The organism is Micromonospora sp. NPDC050695, from assembly GCF_040654415.1.
GTDB lineage: Bacteria > Actinomycetota > Actinomycetes > Mycobacteriales > Micromonosporaceae > Micromonospora.
The window spans coordinates 26,956-47,002 of the sequence record NZ_JBFAHZ010000023.1 but is presented as its reverse complement, the minus strand read 5'-3'; the positions used below and the strand labels follow the sequence as shown (position 1 = coordinate 47,002).

The 20,047-nt window shown below is 72.2% G+C and carries 16 protein-coding genes and 2 pseudogenes; 5 read left to right on the top strand and 13 right to left on the bottom strand.

The window, feature by feature from the left end; genetic code table 11:
- Window positions 1-4: 4 nt before the first annotated feature.
- On the bottom strand, window positions 5-1,138 hold the full coding sequence (rlmB, locus tag AB0H52_RS18960) for a 23S rRNA (guanosine(2251)-2'-O)-methyltransferase RlmB (protein WP_151490542.1): 1,134 nt from the start codon (window positions 1,136-1,138) through the stop codon (window positions 5-7).
- On the bottom strand, window positions 1,138-2,553 hold the full coding sequence (gene cysS, locus AB0H52_RS18955; RefSeq protein ID WP_151490543.1) for a cysteine--tRNA ligase: 1,416 nt from the start codon (window positions 2,551-2,553) through the stop codon (window positions 1,138-1,140). Before cysS ends, rlmB begins: the two co-directional genes overlap by 1 nt.
- A 282-nt stretch (window positions 2,554-2,835) precedes the next feature.
- On the opposite strand from cysS, the gene AB0H52_RS18950 reads away from it, so the two are divergent.
- Window positions 2,836-3,444: a helix-turn-helix domain-containing protein gene (locus tag AB0H52_RS18950; RefSeq protein ID WP_357948970.1), complete on the top strand. Its 609-nt coding sequence runs from the start codon at window positions 2,836-2,838 to the stop codon at window positions 3,442-3,444.
- Window positions 3,445-3,761: 317 nt separating this feature from the next.
- On the top strand, window positions 3,762-4,985 hold the full coding sequence (locus tag AB0H52_RS18945; protein ID WP_357948880.1) for a hypothetical protein: 1,224 nt from the start codon (window positions 3,762-3,764) through the stop codon (window positions 4,983-4,985).
- 161 nt (window positions 4,986-5,146) lie between these two features.
- Here the strand turns inward: AB0H52_RS18945 and AB0H52_RS18940 are convergent.
- From AB0H52_RS18940 to AB0H52_RS18930, 3 genes and pseudogenes are all read right to left on the bottom strand, one after another.
- Window positions 5,147-5,506, bottom strand: a pseudogene (locus AB0H52_RS18940) (S8 family serine peptidase); the annotation flags it as partial.
- Between the two features lie 116 nt (window positions 5,507-5,622).
- Window positions 5,623-6,285, bottom strand: a pseudogene (locus tag AB0H52_RS18935) (HAD family hydrolase); the annotation flags it as partial.
- 12 nt (window positions 6,286-6,297) lie between these two features.
- Window positions 6,298-7,248 (bottom strand): DMT family transporter, encoded by a 951-nt coding sequence (locus AB0H52_RS18930; RefSeq protein WP_151493162.1) that lies wholly within the window; start codon window positions 7,246-7,248, stop codon window positions 6,298-6,300.
- Between the two features lie 86 nt (window positions 7,249-7,334).
- Between AB0H52_RS18930 and AB0H52_RS18925 the strand changes: the two genes are divergently transcribed.
- Entirely contained in the window at window positions 7,335-7,880 is a 546-nt protein-coding gene (locus tag AB0H52_RS18925; protein WP_151493163.1) for a CGNR zinc finger domain-containing protein, read from the top strand.
- Here AB0H52_RS18925 and AB0H52_RS18920 read toward each other — a convergent pair.
- The 3 genes from AB0H52_RS18920 to AB0H52_RS18910 are packed head-to-tail and all read right to left on the bottom strand — an operon-like array spanning window position 7,847 to window position 9,468.
- Entirely contained in the window at window positions 7,847-8,431 is a 585-nt protein-coding gene (locus AB0H52_RS18920) for a GNAT family N-acetyltransferase (RefSeq protein WP_357948876.1), read from the bottom strand. The genes AB0H52_RS18925 and AB0H52_RS18920 overlap by 34 nt on opposite strands.
- Before the next feature lie 51 nt (window positions 8,432-8,482).
- Window positions 8,483-8,665 (bottom strand): DUF397 domain-containing protein, encoded by a 183-nt coding sequence (locus AB0H52_RS18915; RefSeq protein WP_151493165.1) that lies wholly within the window; start codon window positions 8,663-8,665, stop codon window positions 8,483-8,485.
- The gene (locus AB0H52_RS18910) at window positions 8,656-9,468 is read right to left on the bottom strand and encodes a helix-turn-helix transcriptional regulator (RefSeq protein ID WP_357948873.1); all 813 of its coding nucleotides are present in this window, start codon (window positions 9,466-9,468) and stop codon (window positions 8,656-8,658) included. Before AB0H52_RS18910 ends, AB0H52_RS18915 begins: the two co-directional genes overlap by 10 nt.
- Window positions 9,469-9,981: 513 nt before the next feature.
- Here AB0H52_RS18910 and AB0H52_RS18905 point away from each other — a divergent pair.
- A complete protein-coding gene (locus AB0H52_RS18905) occupies window positions 9,982-10,296 on the top strand; it encodes a hypothetical protein (protein WP_151489237.1) in 315 nt (104 codons plus the stop codon).
- Here the strand turns inward: AB0H52_RS18905 and AB0H52_RS18900 are convergent.
- The 5 genes from AB0H52_RS18900 to AB0H52_RS18880 form a co-directional block, all read right to left on the bottom strand.
- On the bottom strand, window positions 10,273-11,682 hold the full coding sequence (locus tag AB0H52_RS18900) for a class II fumarate hydratase (RefSeq protein WP_192580200.1): 1,410 nt from the start codon (window positions 11,680-11,682) through the stop codon (window positions 10,273-10,275). The genes AB0H52_RS18905 and AB0H52_RS18900 overlap by 24 nt on opposite strands.
- A 35-nt stretch (window positions 11,683-11,717) precedes the next feature.
- On the bottom strand, window positions 11,718-14,696 hold the full coding sequence (locus AB0H52_RS18895) for a BTAD domain-containing putative transcriptional regulator (protein WP_357948869.1): 2,979 nt from the start codon (window positions 14,694-14,696) through the stop codon (window positions 11,718-11,720).
- A gap of 260 nt (window positions 14,697-14,956) precedes the next feature.
- Complete coding sequence (locus AB0H52_RS18890) at window positions 14,957-16,624, bottom strand: fumarate hydratase (RefSeq protein WP_151489234.1); 1,668 nt, start codon at window positions 16,622-16,624, stop codon at window positions 14,957-14,959.
- Between the two features lie 70 nt (window positions 16,625-16,694).
- Window positions 16,695-18,131: a PQQ-binding-like beta-propeller repeat protein gene (locus AB0H52_RS18885; protein WP_151489233.1), complete on the bottom strand. Its 1,437-nt coding sequence runs from the start codon at window positions 18,129-18,131 to the stop codon at window positions 16,695-16,697.
- A gap of 78 nt (window positions 18,132-18,209) precedes the next feature.
- Window positions 18,210-18,704, bottom strand: a complete 495-nt coding sequence (locus AB0H52_RS18880) for an Lrp/AsnC family transcriptional regulator (RefSeq protein ID WP_151489232.1) — start codon at window positions 18,702-18,704, stop codon at window positions 18,210-18,212.
- Between the two features lie 130 nt (window positions 18,705-18,834).
- On the opposite strand from AB0H52_RS18880, the gene hppD reads away from it, so the two are divergent.
- The gene (gene hppD / locus AB0H52_RS18875; RefSeq protein WP_151489231.1) at window positions 18,835-20,040 is read left to right on the top strand and encodes a 4-hydroxyphenylpyruvate dioxygenase; all 1,206 of its coding nucleotides are present in this window, start codon (window positions 18,835-18,837) and stop codon (window positions 20,038-20,040) included.
- The last annotated feature ends 7 nt before the right edge of the window (window positions 20,041-20,047 follow it).

The window sequence follows — 20,047 nt, the reverse complement described above, 5'->3', positions numbered from 1 at the left end:
GTCGTTACAGGTCGACGGCGCGCCGACGGGCCACCTCGGCCAGGGTGACCGCGGCGGCCACGCTGGCGTTGAGCGACTCCACCTCGGAGATCATCGGGATGCTGACGGTCAGGTCGCAGGTCTCCCCGACCAGCCGGGACAGCCCGCGCCCCTCGGAGCCGACCACCACCACCAGCGGACCGACGGCGGCCTCCAGGTCGTACAGGTCGGTGTCGCCGTCGGCGTCCAGGCCGACCACCATGAAGCCGGCGTCGCGGCACGCCTTCAACGACCGGGTCAGGTTGGTCACCTGCGCCACCGGCACCCGCGCGGCCGCGCCGGCGCTGGTCCGCCAGGCGGTCGCGGTGATCCCGGCGGCCCGCCGCTCGGGTACGAAGACACCCTGCGCGCCGAACGCGGCGGCCGAACGGATCACCGCACCCAGGTTGCGTGGGTCGGTGACCCCGTCCAGTGCGACCAGCAGCGGTGCCTGCTGCTCCAGGGCGGCGGCGACCATGTCCTCGAACGGCTGGTACGCGAAGGGCGGCACCTGCAACCCGACACCCTGGTGCAGCACTCCACCGGTCATCCGGTCCAGCTCGGCGCGGCTGATCTCCAGGTTGGCGATGCCCCGGTCGGCGGCCGTCCGGATGATCTCGTTGATCCGGTCGTCCATGTCGATGCCCTGAGCGGTGTAGAGCGCCGTCGCCGGCACCTGGGCGCGCAGTGCCTCCAGCACCGGGTTACGCCCGACCAGCAGCTCCGGGGTGTCCTTGGAGGGGTTCGACTTGCGCCCCGGCGTGACCCGCGGGCCACCGGTCCGGCCGGCGGGCCGGCCGCCCCGACCGGCAGAACCACCCCGACTGGCCGGTACGCCCCGACCGCCACCCTTGCCCCAGGTGGTGTCCTTGCTGCCCGGCTGACCGATCTTCGGGGCACGCCCCTCCTCGGCCGCCGCCCGGCGCTCCTTGTCCTGCTTCCAGGCCGTCCGCTGAGGCAGCTTCTCGGTGCCCGAGTAGCCCTTGTGCCACGGTCGTTCGTCGGCGGGCAGGGTGCGTCCCCGCCCGGCGAGGGAGTCCTTGTTCTTGCCGCCGGAGCCCTTGGGGGCACCCGCCTTCGGCGTCAGTCGCCGGCCACGGCGCTGCGAGTTGCCGGCCATCAGTCCTGCTCTCCAATAGTCCAACGGGGGCCCTGGGGGGTGTCCTCGACCACCACGCCGGCCAGCTTGAGCTGGTCGCGTACCGCGTCGGCGGCGGCCCAGTCCTTGCGGCCCCGGGCCTGCGCGCGCTGCTCCAGGGCCAGCGCGATCAGGGAGTCCACCACGGCACGCAGATCATCCGGGCGGCCGCCACCGGTCCAGGCCGGGTCGAGGGGGTCGATCCCGAGGATATCCAGCATTGCCCGCACCACGGCCAGGGTGGTGCGGACGGTCACATCGTCACCGGCGCTCAGCGCGGTGTTGCCGTCCCGGAGGTGCTGTTGCAGCACGGCCAGGGCGGCGGACGTGTTGAGGTCGTCGTCCATGGCGGCGACGAAGCCGGCCGGAAGCTCACCGAGCTGCCCGGCACCGACCCGCTCGACGGCCCGCTGCACGAAACCCTCGATCCGGCGGTACGCGGTGGCCGCCTCGCGGAGCGAATCCTCCGAGTAGTCGATCACCGAACGGTAGTGGGCGGCGGCGTAGTAGTAGCGCAGCTCCACCGGCCGCACCCCCAGCGAGTCCACGTACGCCAGGCCCAACGCGTTGCCCGCCGACTTGCCCATCTTGGCCCCGCCGATGCTGAGCAGCCCGTGATGCACCCAGTAGCGGGCGAACGGCAACCCGGCCGCCTGGGACTGGGCGATCTCGTTCTCGTGGTGCGGGAACGTCAGGTCCAGGCCACCGCCGTGGATGTCGAACTCCGGGCCCAGGTACCGCCAGCACATCGCCGAGCACTCGATGTGCCAGCCCGGCCGGCCCAGCCCCCACGGCGACGGCCAGTAGGCGTCCGCCGGCTCGTCCGGCTTGGCGCCCTTCCACAGCGCGAAGTCGCGCGGATCCCGCTTACCCCGGTCGGGGGCGTCGCCGGCCGACTGCATGGCGTCCGGGGACTGACCCGACAACGATCCGTACGCCGGCCAGGACGCCACGTCGAAATAGACGTCACCGGAGCCGTCGGTGGCCGGGTACGCGTGCCCATCGGTGATCAACTTGGCGATCAGCTCGTGCATTTCCGGGATGTGCCCGGTGGCGCGCGGCTCGTACGTCGGCGGCAGCACGTTCAACGCCCGGTACGACTCGGCGAGGATCAACTCGTTGGCGTACGCGATCGACCAGAACGGCCGGCCCTGCTCGCCCGCCTTGACCAGGATCTTGTCGTCGATGTCGGTCAGGTTGCGGATGAACGTGACCTCGTAGCCGGCCGCCAGCAGCCAGCGGCGCAGCACGTCATAGTTGACGCCGGAGCGAAGGTGACCGATGTGCGGCGGAGCCTGGAGGGTGAGACCACACAGGTAGACCCCCACCTTGCCGGCTTCCCGCGGGACAAAGTCCCGCACCGATCGGGTGGCGGTGTCATACATGCGTAGCGTCACCGTACAAGGGTAGCCGTCCACGCCTGTCCGGGTCCGCCGGTGCCGGGTCGTACGCTGCCAGGCGTGGATGCGACCGCACGCTCCGGTGAGCCACCCGCCCGCACCAGCGCGTCCGCCGATGCCGTCGCGGGCCGGGCCGACACGGGCGCCGGCCCGGACGACGCTGTCGCCAGCCCGGTCGACACGGCCGCTGCCCCGGTCGACGCCGTTGCGGGCCGGGTCGACGCGGGCGCCGGCCCGGTCGACGCGGGCGCCGGGCGGGGTGGGGAGACGGCGCAGACCCTGGACCGGGGGTTGCGGCTGCTGCACCTGGTCGCCGACGCGCCGGGCGGGCTGACCGTCACCGAGGCCGCGACCCGGCTGGAGATCGGCCGGGCTGCCGTGTACCGGCTGGTCGGCCCGCTGACCGGGCACGGGATGCTGCGCCGCGACGCCGACGGGCGGCTCCGCCTCGGCGCCGGAGTGCTGCACCTGGCCCGGCGCGCCCAACCGCTGCTCGCCGAGGGTGCCCTGCCGGCCCTGCGTCGGCTCGCCGAGCAGGCCGGCGCGACCGCGCACCTGACCGTGGTCGAGGGCGGCGAGGGCGTCGCCCTGGCCGTGGTCGAGCCGAGCTGGACGTCGTTCCACGTCGCGTACCGGACCGGGGCGCGGCATCCGTTGGATCGGGGAGCCGCGGGACGGGCCATCCTCGCCGGCCGGACCGGGGTGGCGGAGGCGGTGAGCAGCAGCGGCGAGTTGCAGTCCGGGGCGTACGGGGTGGCCGCGCCGGTGCTCGGCGTACCCGGGCTGGAGGCGAGCGTCGGCGTGGTCGCGCTCGCCCCACTGGACGTCGACCTGATCGGCCCGCAGGTGCTGGCCGCCGCCGACACCGTCGCCACCGCCCTGCGCTGACCGCCCCGCCCGCCGGCCGCGCGCCCGCCGCGCGCCAGCCCGCCGCGCGCCAGCCCACCGCGCGCCCAACCCGCCGCGCGGCCAGCCCGCCGCGCGGCCAGCCCGCCTCCCGCGCTTGATCGACTCGGGTTCATGGAAGACGCGGCATCCCGGCGCTCACGACAGCACGACTTCCATGAACGCGAGTGGATCACCGCCGGTGCCATACCACGATCGGCGGGCCGGCCCGCGGTTGTCCACAGGGGCCGGCGGACGGCTCGGGCCGGGTTGTCCACAGGGGTTTCGGCGGTCGACCGGCAGCCGGCACGCTGCTCGACATGCCACCTCGTCCGCACCGACCCGATGCCCTGACCTGGCAGGTCTTCCGCGGCTCCGACGCCGTCCGGGACGGCCTTCTCACCGAGCACCAGTTGCGTAGCGCCGCCTGGGTGCGGCTGCGCCACGACATCTACGCCGACGCACGGCTGGAACGGGACCACGCCCTGGCCTGTCGTGCCACCCTCCTCCGACTACCGCCAGGCGTGCTGGTCGGCGGCCCGTCGGCCGCCTACCTGCACGGCATCGAACACGCCGCGTCCTTCACCGACGACGTGCACGTCCTGGTGCCCCGGCAGTTGCGAGTGGGCGCACAGCGTGGCCTCCGCGTACACGTCAACGCCTTCACCCCGCTCTCGGACCCGGAGCCGAGTCACCCGGCCGAGATCCTCTCGGTCGCGGGCGCTCCGACCGGCGCGCCCCACCCGACCGGCGCGGCCCACCCGACCGGCGCGGCCCACCCGACCGGCGCGGCCCACCCGACCGGCAGGCCCCACCCACCTGGCGCGGCCCACCCATCCGGTGCGGCGCGTCCACCAGAGGCGACCCGTCACCCGGACACGACTCGCCCCCGGAGCATCGCTCGCCCGCCGGGCACGGCTCGGTCACCAAGCACGGCCCGCCCTGCAGGCGCGACGCGCCCACTGCGCACAGCGGGTCCGGCGGGCGCAGTGCGGCCCAACTGGGCCTCGGGCGGGCCGATCCCGCGCTCGGACCCCGGTCGAGCCGCCTGGGAGACGGCCGTCTGGCTCGATCCGGTCCGCGCGGTCGGGATCGTCGACTCGCTGCTCGGGCGGGGGTTGACCGACCGCGTCGCGCTGGCCGGGATTGCGGGCCGGAACGCACATCAGCACGGTGGGCGACGGGCGCGGTGGGTCTTCGACCTGGCCGAACCCGGGGCGCAGTGTCCGCCGGAATCGCATCTGCGCGTACGGCTGGTGCTCGGCGGGCTGCCGCGGCCGATCGTCCGACATCCGGTGCGCCTGCCCAACGGCGTCGTCCTGCACCCCGATCTGGCGTGGCGGGAGTACCGGGTGGCGGTCGAGTACGACGGCCAGTGGCATGCGGACGCGGATCAGGTGCACCGGGACCGTCGCCGACTCAACCTGCTCCTCGGCGCGGGCTGGCTGGTGCTGCACGTGACCAGCCGCCGTCTGCACTCCGAGTTCCCGGCGCTGCTCGGCGAGGTACGCGCCGCACTGGTCGCTCGCGGATGGCGGCGGTGATCCCCCGAGTCCGGCCGAGCCTGACCAGCTCGGGTTCCTGGAAACCGCGCTGTCCGACGGAACCTGACACCCCATCGTCAAGGAATCCGAGTCGATCAAGGGGCGGGACGCGGTCGGGGCCTGGCCGACCGTGGTCGACCGGGCCCCGAGGCGGTGCCTTGTTACGGGCGGGCGTTCGACTTGAGCGGGGTCTTCACCGCCGCGTACGCGTCGACGATCCCGTAGCCGTAGAAGCCGTTGAAGTTGACCCCACCGGCGCAGTACGCGTCGTAGGTCTCGTCACGGCCCTCGTTGCGGTACTGCTGCAGGCGCGGCTCCGGGCAGGCGTGCTCGGCGGCCGTGCGGTACAGGTGCTGCTCGACCAGGTCCGGGGACATCCCGAAGCCAGCCCGACCCTGCGTCTTGCCGTACCGGCTGACGATCAGCGCGGCGACGCCGGCGGCGTGCGGGGACGCCATCGACGTGCCCTGGAGGTAGGTGTAGTAGCCGCACTCACCGTTGGCCTTGCACTGCTTGAAGACCGACTCTTCGAAGCCGGCCACCCCAGCTCGATGCCGGCTTCCACCAGGTCGGACGACCCGCCCGGCACGTTCGGCAGGACTACCGGCACGTTCGGCAGGACTACCGGCACGTCCGACAGGACCGCTGGCAGGTCGGCCAGGGTGGACACCTCGGCGTCGGGCGTGAACCCGGCCGGGCGCGACTGGCCGTTTCGGTTCAACCACACCGACCGCAAGCCGGCCCGCCGGGGTGCCACCACGTCGTGCTCCCACGAGTCACCGACGTACACGATCTGCCCGGCGGGGACGCCGGCCGCCGCGACCACCGCGGCGTAGAACTCCGGGGCGGGCTTCTTGGGCAGGCCGTTCTCGTGTGCGTACACCTCGAAGGCGAACTCTCCGGCGAGCCCGCAGCGTTCGGCGCGGCTGTTGCCGTTGGTGGCGAAGCCCAGCGCGTACCGGGTGCGCAGGGTGGCCAGCGCCGGTACGGCGTCCGGGAAGGGCCGGGTGAGGGCGAAGCGCCGGGCGAAGAAGAGGGCGGCGATCTCGTCCAGGTGGTCGTCGAGGCCGGCTCGGGCCAGCGACCGGGCGAGGGCGGCACGGCGGATCTCCATCACCGGGGCGGCGCTCAGCTCGCCGAAGACCGCGCCCCAGTCCGACTCCAGTTCGGCGAGCGACACCCCGGCCGCGGCGGGTGCGCGCCGCCGCATCTCGTCGAGGACGGCTACCAGGCCGCCGGTCACCGCCGGGCGTAGATCCAGCAGAGTCTCGTCGGCGTCGAACACCACGTGGGTCAGCACGGCATCACTGTCTCACCGGGCCGCGAGCGCGGGCTCGGGCGTGGCCGGCACCGGTGCGCCGCGCAGTTCGTCGAGGCGCACCAGCGCGACCCCGGCGACGATCAGCGCGCCACCGAACAGTTGCCAGCCGGTGGGCAGTTCGTTCAGGAACAGCCAGGCGATCAGCACCGCGAACAGCACCTCGGTCAGCCCCAGGAACGACGACAGCCGGGGGCCGAGGATCCGGGTGCCGGCGACCCCGGAGAGGTACGCGACGACGGCCGCCACCAGGGAGAGCCCGGCGATCGGCAGCAGCCAGCTGGTGCGCTGCCCGGCGAAGGTGACCGCACCGAAGGTGGCGTGCAGCGGCAGCAGACCGGTCAGCCCGATCAGGAGCAGCACGGCGGCGCCGACGGCCATCCCGCCGCTGGCCAGGGCGACCGAGGGCAGCCGGGGGTCGACGCGACCGGCGAGCACGAAGTAGCCGGCCAGGCCGAACGCGGCACCGAGCCCCCAGAGCACACCGACCGGGTCGAAGCCGGCGGTGCCGGCGAGGTCGAGCACGAACACCAGCCCGGCCAGGGCGGCAACCGCGCCGGCCACGGTGAGCCGGCGGGGACGCTGCCCGTGTCGCAGCCACATCCACCCGACGACCAGGATGATGCCGAGGTATTCCAGGAGCAGCGCGACGCCGACCGGCAGGTAGCGCACGGCGTTGAAGAAGCAGACCTGGGCCAGCGCGACCCCGAGCAACCCGAAGAGCCCGATGGCCGTGCCATTGCTGCGCAGCACGTGCCACCTGCCGCGCAGCGACAGCAGGGCGGGGAGCGCCAGCACCAGGGCGGCGATGCCGACCCGGGCGATGACGGCGGACTCGGCCGACCAGCCGGCCTCGATGAGCGACCGCGCGAAGGTGCCCGACGTGGCGAAGGTGACCGCGGACAGCAGCGCCAGCGCAACGCCTGCGGCGGGTCGTGAATGCATCTCGCGCTCCTCGGAACGGCATGGGTGTCATGAGCAAACTATCCTTGTGCTCATGACGCTAGGCGGAGTCTGTGACAGGAGTCAAGATGCTTTTCACTCATGACACCGAGTGTTCGCTGATCGCCGCCGCCGCGCTCGTCAACACGGCGGGCCGCGACGGCGAACTGCTGCCCGACATCGCCGCACTGGACGCGTTCTACCTGCGGCACGCCTACAGCGGTCGGCACGAGCACACCGACGCCGAGTTGCGCGCCGTCCGTGAGCTGCGGCCCCGGCTGCGCCGCATCTGGTACGCCGACCCGCCCGAGATCGTCGCCGTGGTCAACGGCCTACTGCTGGAGCACCAGGCGTTGCCGCAGCTCATCGAGCACGACGACCTGCCGTACCACCTGCACGCCGTCCCCCGCGACGCCCCCCTGGCGACCCGTATCGCGGTGGAGGCGGCGATGGCCATGGCCGACCTGGTCCGGGCCGGAGAGCTGAGCCGGCTGCGGATCTGCGAGTACCCGGACTGCGACAACGTGGTCATCGACCTGTCCCGCAACCGCTCGCGGCGCTTCTGCGAGGCCGGTTGCGGCAACCGCGCCGCCGTGACCGCCTACCGGGCGCGCCGGGCCGCCGGCCGTTCCTGATAGGCGTCGGCCCGCAACTCGTACTCCACCTCGCCGTGCTCGGTGCCCGGAATCGGGTCGTCGAACTGGAGGTGGAAGGTGCGCACGTAGCGCAGCCCCGCCTTCACCATCACCCGCCGGGACCGCTCGTTGACCGCCATCGTCTCGGCCCACACCCGCCGCACCCCGACCGTCTCGAAGGCGTACCGGACCAGCGCCCGCGACCCCTCGGTGGCCAGGCCACGCCCCCACGTCGAACGGCGCAGCCGGTAGCCCAGGTCGGCCTCCGTGCCGTCCGCCGACGGGTCGAGCGCGAACCAGCCCAGGAAGTCGCCGGTCCCCCGGTCGAGCGCCGCCCAGCGGCCCAGCCCGGGATGCCGCTCGTACTGGGCGAGCAGCCTCGGCAACTGCTCGTCCCGGACCATGGCTGGCGGCGTCGCGACACCGCCGGTGAGGAAACGCATCACCTCGGGATCGCTGTCCAACTCGACCAGCGCGTCCACGTCGGCCACCGTCAACCGCCGCAACCGCAACCGCTCGGTCGAAGGCAGGTCGAGGCCATCCACACCCATGAGAGGATCATCCCTCAGGATCCGCGCGCCGTCGCGCGCGGTGCGGTCGCGTCAGCGCGGGAGCGCCGCCACGAAGAGCCGCCAGGAGTACGCGTCGACCACGAGCACAGGCCCGTCCGAGTCCTTGCTGTCTCGCACCCCGACGACGCCCCCAAGGTTCGTAGCCACCTCGACGCAGTTGGCGTCCTGGTTGCTGCGGCTGCTCTTTCGCCATCGAGCGTCGGTCAACTCCACGATTCGGCCACCTCGTGCATCAACTCGATGGACGCCTGCGGGGGCAGGGCTTCGCCCAGGGTAACCTCCCAGACTCGCTGCAACCGCGCCAGATCCGCGGGCTGGTCCAGCTCTTGGCCACGGACCTGACAGTCCAGGTAGGCCACCTCCGTGCCGTCGGGCAGGACGGCAAGCGCGAACTGCCCACCGAGCCCCGGATACTCCTCCGCGGATCTCGGCACCACGTGCAGCCGGACCCGGGGGTGGCCGGTGGCGATGCCGGCCAGGTGCAGCGTCTGGTCGCGCATCACCTTCCGCTCGCCCACCCGTCGCCGCAGAACGGCCTCATCCAACACCGCCACGATCTGCGGCGCACGGTCGCTGTGCAGCACTTCCTGGCGATCCATCCGGGCGGTCAGTCGCCGGTCGACCTCATCCGGAGCGAGCAGGCCGCCAGCCTCGAAGACCGCACGCGCGTAGGCCTCCGTCTGGAAGAGCCCCGGCACGTAGCGCGGCTCATACCACCGGAGCGTGCGCGCATGCTCGAAGATCGCCTGCCAGCCGCGTAGCCAGGGTTGCGCCCGGTCAAGGCTGACCAGCTCTGTTGACATGCGGCTGAAGAGGCCGCCGGTGTCGAGGGCGCGGTCGACGAGTTCCAGGTATTTGGCGGTGGGCGGTTGCTGGCCCAGCTCGACGGCGCTGACCATCGACGCCGAGTAGTTGACCGCCCGGGCCAGCTCGTCCTGACTCCAGCCCCGCCGAGCCCGCGCCCGCCGCAGCTCCGCGACCAGGAACGCCGCCGCCGTCATCTGCCCATCGGCCATGCCGCGCCACCCTCCACCCCGCCGATGATCAACTCCAGCCGACCGCCAGAGCCGCCACCACCCGAAACAGAGCGGCTACGACGACGCGGCCAAACCCTTCCGACCGTAGTCGCCTGATCACCAGACTGTGAAGTGCGGCACCGCTCCCCGTCCCCCGGGTCCGCATGCGTCGCAGGGACCGCCCGATCCCCCGTGCCGGGCGGTCCAACCCCCAGACAGCTCACCCGAAACACCCCGCCCCCGCCCCCCGCCCCCGCCCCCGCCCCCCGCCCGGGTCGATCATGGAGTTGTGGTGGGAGACATTCCGCTCTTCCGTGGCCAAGGCGCCCACCACAACTCCATGATCGACGTGGGTCAGGGCTCGGCGGGGGTCATCGCAGGCGCGGGGGCCACTACATCCAGGATCGAGCACGATCTTGGCGGGGCGTCGCGGGGCGGGGCGGGGCGCGGACGCTGGGGCGAGCAGGGGGGGTGATAACGCCAACCGCATCAACTCCAAAGGAAGGCCGCAGCATGCCCCGGACCGCCCTGGACGACCGCACCGCCCCTGCCCGGCGACCCCATCTGCCGCTGCGCCCGCTCTGGCTCTGCCGGGCCTGCGCCGGGCCCTGGCCGTGCTCGGTCGCGCGGCTCACCCTCTGTCAGGAGTACGCCCACGACCGGATCGCGTTGAGCATCTACCTGTGCACGGTGCTGCACGACGCGGCCGCCGACCTGTACCGGCTCAACCCGCACGACGGCCCGGACCCCGCCGCGCTGTACGCCCGCTTCCTCGGCTGGGCGGCACCGCGCGGCGACCCCGCCTCAGGGGTGGGTCATCCGGAGTAGGTCCAGGGTCTCGTCGAGCTGGGTCTCGGTGAGCTTGCCGGAGTCGACGTGACCTCGGGAGATCACCACCTCGCGGATGGAGGCTTGCTTGGCCAGCGCCTCCTTGGCGATCGAGGCGGCCTCGTCGTACCCGAGGTAGCGGTTGAGCGGGGTGACGATCGACGGCGACCCTTCGGCGTACGCCAGGCAGACCTCGGCGTCCGCGACCAGGCCGACCACCAGGCGGTCGGCGAACAGCCGGCTCACCGCGGACAGCAGCCGGATCGACTCCAGCAGGTTGCGGCCCATCACCGGGAGCATCACGTTCAGCTCGAAGTCGCCCTGCGAGCCGGCGAAACCGACCGTCGCGTCGTTGCCGATCACCTGTGCGCAGACCTGCCGCATCGCCTCGGCGACCACCGGGTTGACCTTGCCCGGCATGATCGACGATCCGGGCTGGAGGTCGGGGATGCGCAGCTCACGCAGACCCGCGCGGGGGCCGGAGCCCATCCAGCGGATGTCGTTCGCGACCTTGTAGAGGCCCACGGCGATGGTCCGGAGCTGCCCGGACGTCTCCACCAGCGCGTCCCGGGCGCCCTGCGCCTCGAAGTGGTTGCGCGCCTCGGACAGCGGCAGCCCGGTCGACTCGCGCAGCTTGCCGATGACGGCGGCGGCGAACCCGAGCGGCGTGTTGATCCCGGTGCCCACGGCCGTGCCGCCCAGCGGCAGTTCCGCCAGCCGGGGCAGCGAGCCCTCCAGCCGCTCCACGCCGTAGCGGACCTGGGCCGCGTACCCGCCGAACTCCTGACCCAGCGTGACCGGGGTGGCGTCCATGAGGTGGGTACGCCCGGCCTTCACCACCGTCTCGAACTCCGCCGCCTTGGCCTCCAACGCCGCGGCCAGGTGGTTCAGCGACGGCAGCAGGTCTTCCACGATGAACTGGGTCGCGGCCAGGTGGATCGACGACGGAAACACGTCGTTGCTCGACTGCGACGCGTTGACGTGGTCGTTCGGGTGCACCGGCGCGCCCAGCTCACGGCTCGCCAGGGTGGCGATCACCTCGTTGGTGTTCATGTTCGACGAGGTGCCGGAGCCGGTCTGGAACACGTCCACCGGGAACTGGTCGTCGTACCCGCCGTCGGCCACGTGCGCGGCGGCGGCGGCGATGGCGGCGGCCACGTTCGCGTCGATCACGCCCAACTCGCCGTTGACCTCGGCCGCCGCGCCCTTGATCTGCGCGAGCGCCTTGATCTGGGCCGGTTCGATGCCCCGGCCGGAAATCGGGAAGTTCTGCACCGCACGCTGGGTCTGGGCCCGCCACAGCGCCTCGGCGGGCACCTCCACCTCACCCATCGAGTCGCGTTCGATGCGGTAACCGGTCGCCTCTGGAGTCGTCACGCGTACCATCCTGCCGCGCCCGTGGCCGACTCGCAGATGATCCGTCAGCCCAACTCGGCCAGCAGGCGTTCCGCCTCGTGCTGGTCCGGCGCCTCGATCTGCCGGAACAGGAACAGCGCACGGCTCAGCTGGGCCCGCGCCGCCGCCGGGTCGGTCGGGCGCAGGCAGCGGGCGACGCCCACCAGCGCGCGGCCCTGCTCCTGGCGGGCACCCAGATTGACGGCGTCGGCCAATACCCGACGATGAAGGTCCAACGCGCTGGTCACGTCCCCCTGGTCAAGGATCGCCCGGGCCAGCAGATTGCGCGAGGTGCACTGGGCGATGCGGTCGCCGACCTCGGTCATCGCGACGAGCGCCGCACGGTGCAGGTCGGCGGCCCGCTCCTGGTGCCCGGCCTCCCGTTCCATCGTTCCGATCTCGTTCAGGATCTCACCCTCACCGAAACGGGCGCCCACCTGTCGCTTGACGCGCAGCGCCACCCGCAGCAACCGGCCGGCCGGCACGAGGTCACCCATCCGATGTCGGATCATCCCGAGGTGCCCTAGGGCGTTGCCGATCCGGCGCGGTTCACCGAGTTCGCGAGCGATCCCCAGGTGTCGTCGGGCGGTACGCAGCGCCTCGTCGTGCCGTCCCCACAGCAGCAGGGTCATTGACAGGTTGTTGAGTTCGTTCGCCAGCGCCTCCTTGTCGCGCATCCGCGTCGCCAACGCACGGGCGGCGTCGTAGCACTCCCGGGCCTGGTGAAACTGGAAGTTGGCGGCGTACGAGGTGCCCAGGTTGCCCAGCGTGTTGCGGAACTCGCGGCGCAGACCGAGCCGACGGAAGATCTCGAGCGACCTCTCCATCACCCGGATCGACCCGGGAAAGTCGCCCAGCCGGTAATGAGCCGAGGCGAGATAGTTGAGCATCGTCGCCACCGCCCGGTCGTCGCCCAACTCCTCGGCCGCGCGCAGGCCGACGGTGTGTGTCTCGATCAACTCGTCCAGGCGACCGCTCTCGAACTGGGCATACCAGCAGGCTCTCGCCAACTGCCAGCAGTAGTGGAGGAAACCCTCGGTCTCCGCCAACCGGACCAGCGCGGTCCACGCGGCCAGGTTCTCGTCGAGCCAGGCTCGTCCCTGCTCGGCGACGAGCGCGACCAGGTCAGGGCGGAGCGGCTCGGCCACCACGATCAACGAGTGGAGCGAGGACAACTCCCTCCGGCGGGCGATCGCCGTGGCGACGTGCAGGTGATGGTCGAGCAGACGCTCGATGGCATCCCGGCGCTCGGCTGCCCGCTCCGGCTCGGCGACGAGCGTCCGCGCATACTCCCGGACCAGATCGTGCAGCCGGTAGCGGCCCGGCTCCGCCTCCTCGACCAGGTGCGCGTCGACCAACTCGTCCAGCAGGTCCTGCGCCCCGGAACCCGTCAGCTCTGTGAGGGCGGCGGCGACCGCGTTGTCGAACCGCACCCCCGGGTGCAGGCCCAGCAGCCGGAACGCGCGCTGCGCGGCCGGCGACACCTGCGCGTACGACAGGGCGAAGGCGCGGCCGACGGACCGCTCACCCGCTTCGAACTCGGCCAACGGATCGCGGCGGGAGATCAGCCGCTCGGCCAGGTCGGCGATGCGCCAACGTGGCCGGTGCGCCAGCCGGGCACCGGCCAGCCGGATGGCGAGAGGCAGGTGCCCGCAGCGGCGGACCACCTCGGCGGCCGCTTCCGGCTCGGCCGCCACCCGATCCACGCCGGCCACCCGCCCGAGCAGCTCGACCGCCTCGTCGGTGTCAAGCACGGGCAGCGACGACGGGCGCCCCTCGTCCACCCCGACCAGCCGACGGCGGCTGGTGACCAGGATCAGGCATTGGGAGCCGTTGGGCAGCAGCGGTGTCACCTGGTCGGCGGTGGCCGCGTTGTCCAGCACCACCAGGGCCCGCCGGCCGGCCAGCTCGGTCCGCCAGAGCGCCAGCCGGTCGTCCGGGTTCGCCGGCACCCGCTCGTCGGGCACGCCGAGTTGCCGCAGCAGCGTGGCCACCGCCGCCGCCGGCGTCAACGGGGTGCGCTCACTGTGCCCGTGCAGGTCGATGTAGAGCTGGGCGTCGGGGTAGTCGTTGGCGAGGGCGGTGGCGACGTGCACCGCGAGGGTGGTCTTGCCGCTGCCGGCCATGCCGTCGATGAGCTGGATCCGCGTGCCGTTCCGCACCTCCTTGACCAGACGGGCCATCGTCTCCTGTCGGCCGGTGAAGTCGCCGATCGCCCGGGGCAACGATCGGACCGGCGCGACCGCCTGGGACTCCCGGCCGGCCAGGGCCAGGTCGCCGGCGAGTACGCGCTGATGCAGTTCCTGCAACTCGACGCCCGGTTCGATGCCCAGCTCATCGGCGTAGAACCGCCGCCCCTCCCGGTAGACGGAGAGCGCGTCGGCCTGCCGGCCGACCGAGGAGAGGGCGAGCATCAGCTGGCCGCGCAGCCGCTCCCGCAGCGGGTGCTGGTCGACGCCGTCGGTGAGTTCCTCGATCAGTTCGGCGGCCCGCCCGAGGCGCAGCTCGACGTCGACGCACTCCTCCAACGCGGTGAGGCGCTGCTCGTCGAGCATCTGGGCGCGACGGCGGACACTGCGGCTGGGGATGCCGCCGAGCGCCGGCCCGCGCCACAGCGCCAGGGCCGCGCGGAACCGTTCACCCGCTTCGGCCAGCCCGCCGGCCGCGACGGCGGTACGGGCCGCCTCCAGCGTGCGGGCGAAGACCTCGGCGTCCAGGTCGCTCGGGGCGGTACGGACGCCGTACCCGACCGGGTCGGTGATGATGGTTTCCGGTGCCAGTCCCAGTTCGGTGAACCGTCGGCGCAACCGCGACACGCAGGTCTGCAACTGCGCCCGCGCGGTGGCCGGCGGGTGTTCCTCCCACACCGCGTCGACCAGCTCCTCGACCGGCACCAGCCGACCGGCCCGCAGCAGCAGCATGGCGAGCACGGTCCGGTCGCGACCCGCGGTGACAGTGGACTCGCCACCGCCGACCCGCAGAGGCCCCAGGATCCCGAACCGCATCTACTCCTCCGCTTCAGTGGTGCAACTTCCAGCAGAGTAGTCCGGCGATCACAGATCGACGCAGTCAGGCGATAGTGATCTGAGAGCGGATCGACAGCGGTGCGCAGCACACTCGCTCCGGGTTGTCGGTGACGGCATCCGACGGGGGCGGTGCGCCCGCTCCACCCCAGCGGGGCGGGCGCACCGATGTCGGTGGAGCACAGGCGACAGAAGGGGCGTCGGGCGGATTCGCCCGACGCCCCTTTCGCGTACGTCCTGAGTCAGCGGCGGCCGACGGTGAGCACCGGCTTGGTGACCTCGGCGAAGAAGTCGTTGCCCTTGTCGTCGACCACGATGAAGGCGGGGAAGTCCTCCACCTCGATCTTCCAGACCGCCTCCATGCCCAGCTCCGGGTATTCGAGCACCTCGACGTGCTTGATGCAGTCCTGGGCGAGGCGGGCGGCGGGACCGCCGATCGAGCCGAGGTAGAAGCCGCCGTGCTGCTGGCAGGAGCGGGTCACCTGACCGGACCGGTTGCCCTTGGCCAGCATCACCTGTGAGCCGCCGGCGGCCTGGAACTTCTCCACGTAGGCGTCCATCCGGCCGGCGGTGGTCGGGCCGAAGGAGCCGGAAGCGTACCCCTCGGGGGTCTTCGCCGGGCCGGCGTAGTAGACGGCGTGATCGCGCAGGTACTGCGGCATGGGCTCGCCGGCGTCGAGCCGTTCGGCGATCTTGGCGTGCGCGATGTCCCGGGCGACGACCAGTGGGCCGGACAGGGACAGCCGGGTCTTCACCGGGTACTTGGACAGTTCGGCGCGGATCTCGTCCATCGGCCGGTTGAGGTCGACCCGGACGACCAGCTCGGCGTCGAGGGAGTCGTCGGTGACGTCGGGCAGGAACCGCGCCGGGTCGGTTTCCAGGCGCTCCAGCCACACGCCCGAGGGGGTGATCTTGGCGACGGCCTGACGGTCGGCGGAGCAGGAGACGGCGATCGCCACCGGGCAGGATGCGCCGTGCCGGGGCAGCCGGACGACCCGCACGTCGTGGCAGAAGTACCGGCCACCGAACTGCGCGCCGATGCCGAAGTTGCGGGTCAACTCCAGCACCTCCGCCTCCAGCTCCAGGTCACGGAAGCCGTGCGCGCTCATCGAGCCGGCGGTGGGCAGCGCGTCGAGATACTTGGCGCTGGCGTACTTCGCGGTCTTCAGCGCGTACTCGGCGGAGGTGCCGCCGATGACGATGGCCAGGTGGTACGGCGGGCAGGCGGCGGTGCCGATCAGCCGCAGCTTCTCCTCCAGGAACTGCATCATCCGCGTCGGGTTGAGCAGAGCCTTGGTCTCCTGGTAGAGGTACGACTTGTTGGCCGAGCCGCCACCCTTGGCCATGAACAGGAACTTGTACGCGTCGGGGTGCCCGTCCGGGTCCTCGGCGTACAGGTCGACCTGGGCGGGCAGGTTGCTGCCGGTGTTCCGCTCGTCCCACATGGTCAGCGGCGCGAGCTGCGAGTAGCGCAGGTTCAGCCGGGTGTACGCCTGGTAGACGCCCCGCGAGATGGCCTCGGCGTCGGCCCCGTCGGTCAGCACGTGCCGGCCGCGCTTGCCCATGACGATCGCCGTGCCGGTGTCCTGGCACATCGGGAGCACCCCGCCGGCGGCGATGTTGGCGTTGCGCAGCAGGTCCAGTGCGACGAACCGGTCGTTCGGCGAGGCGGCCGGGTCGTCGATGATCGACCGGAGCTGGGCCAGGTGCGCCGGGCGCAGGAAGTGCGCGATGTCGTGCATCGCCTCGGCGGTCAGCGCGGTGAGCGCGGCCGGCTCCACGGTGAGGAACCGGCGGCCTCCCGGGCCGTGTACGACGTCCACGCCCTCGTCGGTGACCAGGCGATAGTCGGTCTGGTCGGGGCCGGTCGGCAGGAGGGGGGCGTACGAGAATGCGGCGGCACTGCTCATGAGCGGCAAGCCTAGGGCAGACCGGTCGATCATTCCCACCCGCCGGGCTGGGTCTGGGACGCCGCTCTCATCAGCCGTCCTTGCCGCCGCCCGTCTCGGGGCAGAGTTCCCGTTTGGGCCCGCAGGTGTCGCCGTCCGGTCCGGCGGGTCCGGTGCCGCCCGGGCCGGGGACGCCGCCGTTGCCGGGCGGTCGGCCGGGGGTGCCGGCGGTCGCGCCGAAGCGGATGTAGCCGATCTCCCGCCCCTCGCCGATGATCATGCCCGGTGGCCCGACCGCGAGGGCGTTCGCGGAGGTCCGCACGACGGCCAGCTCCCGACCGGTGCGCGGGTCCAGCGCGGTCAACCGGGACGGCTTCTCGTCGGCGATCACCGCCGCGTACGGGGTGAGCGCCGCGCCGGCCTTGCCGCTGGCCGGGCGGGTCCACGCCGTCCGGTCGGCGCCCAGCTCGCGGGACACCACCGAACGCTTGTCGGCGGCCCGGAACACGGCGTAACGGTCGTCGACGGCGATCAGCTTCGTGCTGGGCTCGCCGACCCAGAGCAGCCGTCCGTCGTACCCGTCGATCACCGCCTCGCGGCCGTCCGCGCCGACGCCGATCAGGACGTTCCGCGCGCCCTGCGGGTCCTCGCGCTGCGCGCAGCCGGCGTTGTCGGCGGTACGCAGGTTGACTCCGGCCCGCTGCCAGGCCTCCTGCCCGGTCGCCGGGTCGCGGGCGGAGATGGCGAAGTAGCAGCTGCCGTCCTGGGAGCGGGCGGCGATCCGCAGCATCCGGCCGCCCACCACCGAGAGCCGCTCGTCCTGCCCGGGCTCGACGTTCTGCAGGACCCGGCCGGTCGCGGTGTCGACCACGTGCACCCGCCCGTCGACCGGGAAGCCGAGCAGCGGCGGCACCGGTTCCGGACCGGCCACCCCGTCGTCGATCCGGGTGGCGGTGAGCCGGCGGGTGCCGCGCAGGCCCGGGTTGTCGGCGAGCAGGCCGCTGTGCACCCCGGGCAGGAACGCCGTCCACAGTGGGGTGGTGCCGCGTGGGTCCCAGGCGCTCAGGGTGCAGTCGGTGGCGTCCGTGCAACGGGCGTCCAGCAGCAGGTTGCGGTACGTCCACACGGCCACCGCGTCGTCGTCGCGCCGCCGGGTCGCACCGGTGGTCGGGTCGAGCAGCTCGTACCCCTTGACCAGCAGCTTGCCCACGGCGACGACCGGGTCGCGGTCACCGCCGGCGACCGCCGACCAGTCCGCCTTGCGCTCCCACAGCTGGGTGCCGGTGGCCAGGCTGCGGGCCTCGACCCGGGTGCGCTGCTCCACCACCACCGTGTCACCGGCGATGGTCACGCTGCGCGGGGTGCCGCCGATCCGCTGCTGCCAGACCACGTCCGGCTCGGAGATGGGTTCGCTGCGGTCGACCCAGTCCCACAGACCGGGGAAGGGATTCCAGACGCCGGTGGCGGCGAGGGCCACGACCACGGCGAGGCCGGCCAGCAGGCCGACGCGCACGCTCCCCTTCGCCACCCGCACACCGTAGCCACGATCACGGATCTTTCGTACGCCCGCGCCGCCGTGTCGCCGCGCTTTCTGGGCCCGGAGGTGTTACGAGGACGCTCGCACGGCACTACGCACCAGGGGAAGCGTGCGGTAGGGGATCTGCTCGGCCAACGCGATGATCGTCGACGCCCGGGTGATGCCGGCGGAGGAGACGATCTGGTCGATGACCCGCTGCAGGTCGGTGTTGGAGCGGGCCACGATCCGGCAGAGCAGGTCACTGGAGCCGGTGATGGTGTGCGCCTCCAGCACCTCGGGGATCGCCGCGAGGTGGGCGGTGACCGGGTCGTGGCCGTGCCGTTGGCTGATCTCCAGGGTGACGAAGCTGGTCACCCCGAAGCCGATCGCGGCCGGCGAGATCTCCGGGCCGAAGCCACCGATGACCCCCCGGTCGACCAGCTTGTCGAGGCGGGCCTGCACGGTGCCCCGGGCCACGCCGAGCCGCCGGGAGCACTCCAGCACGCCGATCCGTGGCTCCTCGGCGAGTAGTTCGATCAAGCGAACGTCGAGCGCGTCGAGCTGTACAGCCTGCTCACCCTTCATGGGTTCAGACCATACTGAATGCGCAACCTGACCAGCATTTACACCGACGGTTGCCCACTCGATGCCGGCACGACGATCCTTCGGTCAAGAACCGGCCCACGAGGCCGGCCGGTACGCGAGGGAGGCCACCATGACCCAGGCGATCGACCGACCCCAGTCGACCGAGGACGTCGACGTCGACCAGCTCGTCGGCGCTGTCAACCACGACATCAGCCACGACCCGTTCCCGGTCAAGGGCCTCGACCACGTGCACTTCCTGGTCGGCAACGCCAAGCAGGCCGCGCACTACTACTCCACCGCGTTCGGCATGACCTGCGTGGCGTACCGCGGCCCCGAGCAGGGCTACCGCGACCACGCCCAGTACGTGCTGACCAGCGGCTCGGCCCGGTTCGTCCTGACCGGTGCGGTACGCCCCGACGCCCACGGCAGCGAGCACGTGGCGAAGCACAGCGACGGGGTCAGCGACATCGCGCTGGAGGTGCCGGACGTCGACGCCGCGTACGCGCACGCCATCGCGCAGGGCGCCGCCAGCGTCGTCGAGCCGCACGAGGTGAGCGACGAGCACGGCACCGTCCGGATGGCCGCCATCGCCGCGTACGGCGACACCCGGCACACGCTGGTCGACCGGTCCCGCTACACCGGCCCGTTCCTGCCCGGCTTCGTGGCCCGCGGCCCGATCGTGGACCGCCAGCCGATGATCGACGCCGGCATCCAGCCGAAGCGCTTCTTCCAGGCCGTCGACCACGTGGTCGGCAACGTGGAGTTGGGCCGGATGGACGAGTGGGTCGAGTTCTACAAGCGGGTGATGGGCTTCTCCAACATGGCGGAGTTCATCGGCGACGACATCGCCACCGATTACTCGGCCCTGATGAGCAAGGTCGTGGCGAACGGCACCCGCAAGGTGAAGTTCCCGCTCAACGAGCCGGCCATCGCCCGCAAGAAGTCGCAGATCGACGAGTACCTGGAGTTCTACCAGGGCCCGGGCGCCCAGCACATCGCGGTCGCCACCAACGACATCCTGGCCAGCGTCGACGCGATGCGGGCCGCCGGTGTCGAGTTCCTGGACACCCCGGACTCGTACTACGACGACCCGGAGCTGCGCGAGCGGATCGGCAACGTGCGGGTGCCGATCGAGGAGCTGAAGGCCCGCAAGATCCTGGTCGACCGCGACGAGGACGGCTACCTGCTGCAGATCTTCACCAAGCCGGTGCAGGACCGCCCGACCGTCTTCTTCGAGCTGATCGAGCGGCATGGCTCGCTCGGCTTCGGCAAGGGCAACTTCAAGGCGCTCTTCCAGGCCATCGAGCGGGAGCAGGAAGCGCGCGGCAACCTGTAACACTTGC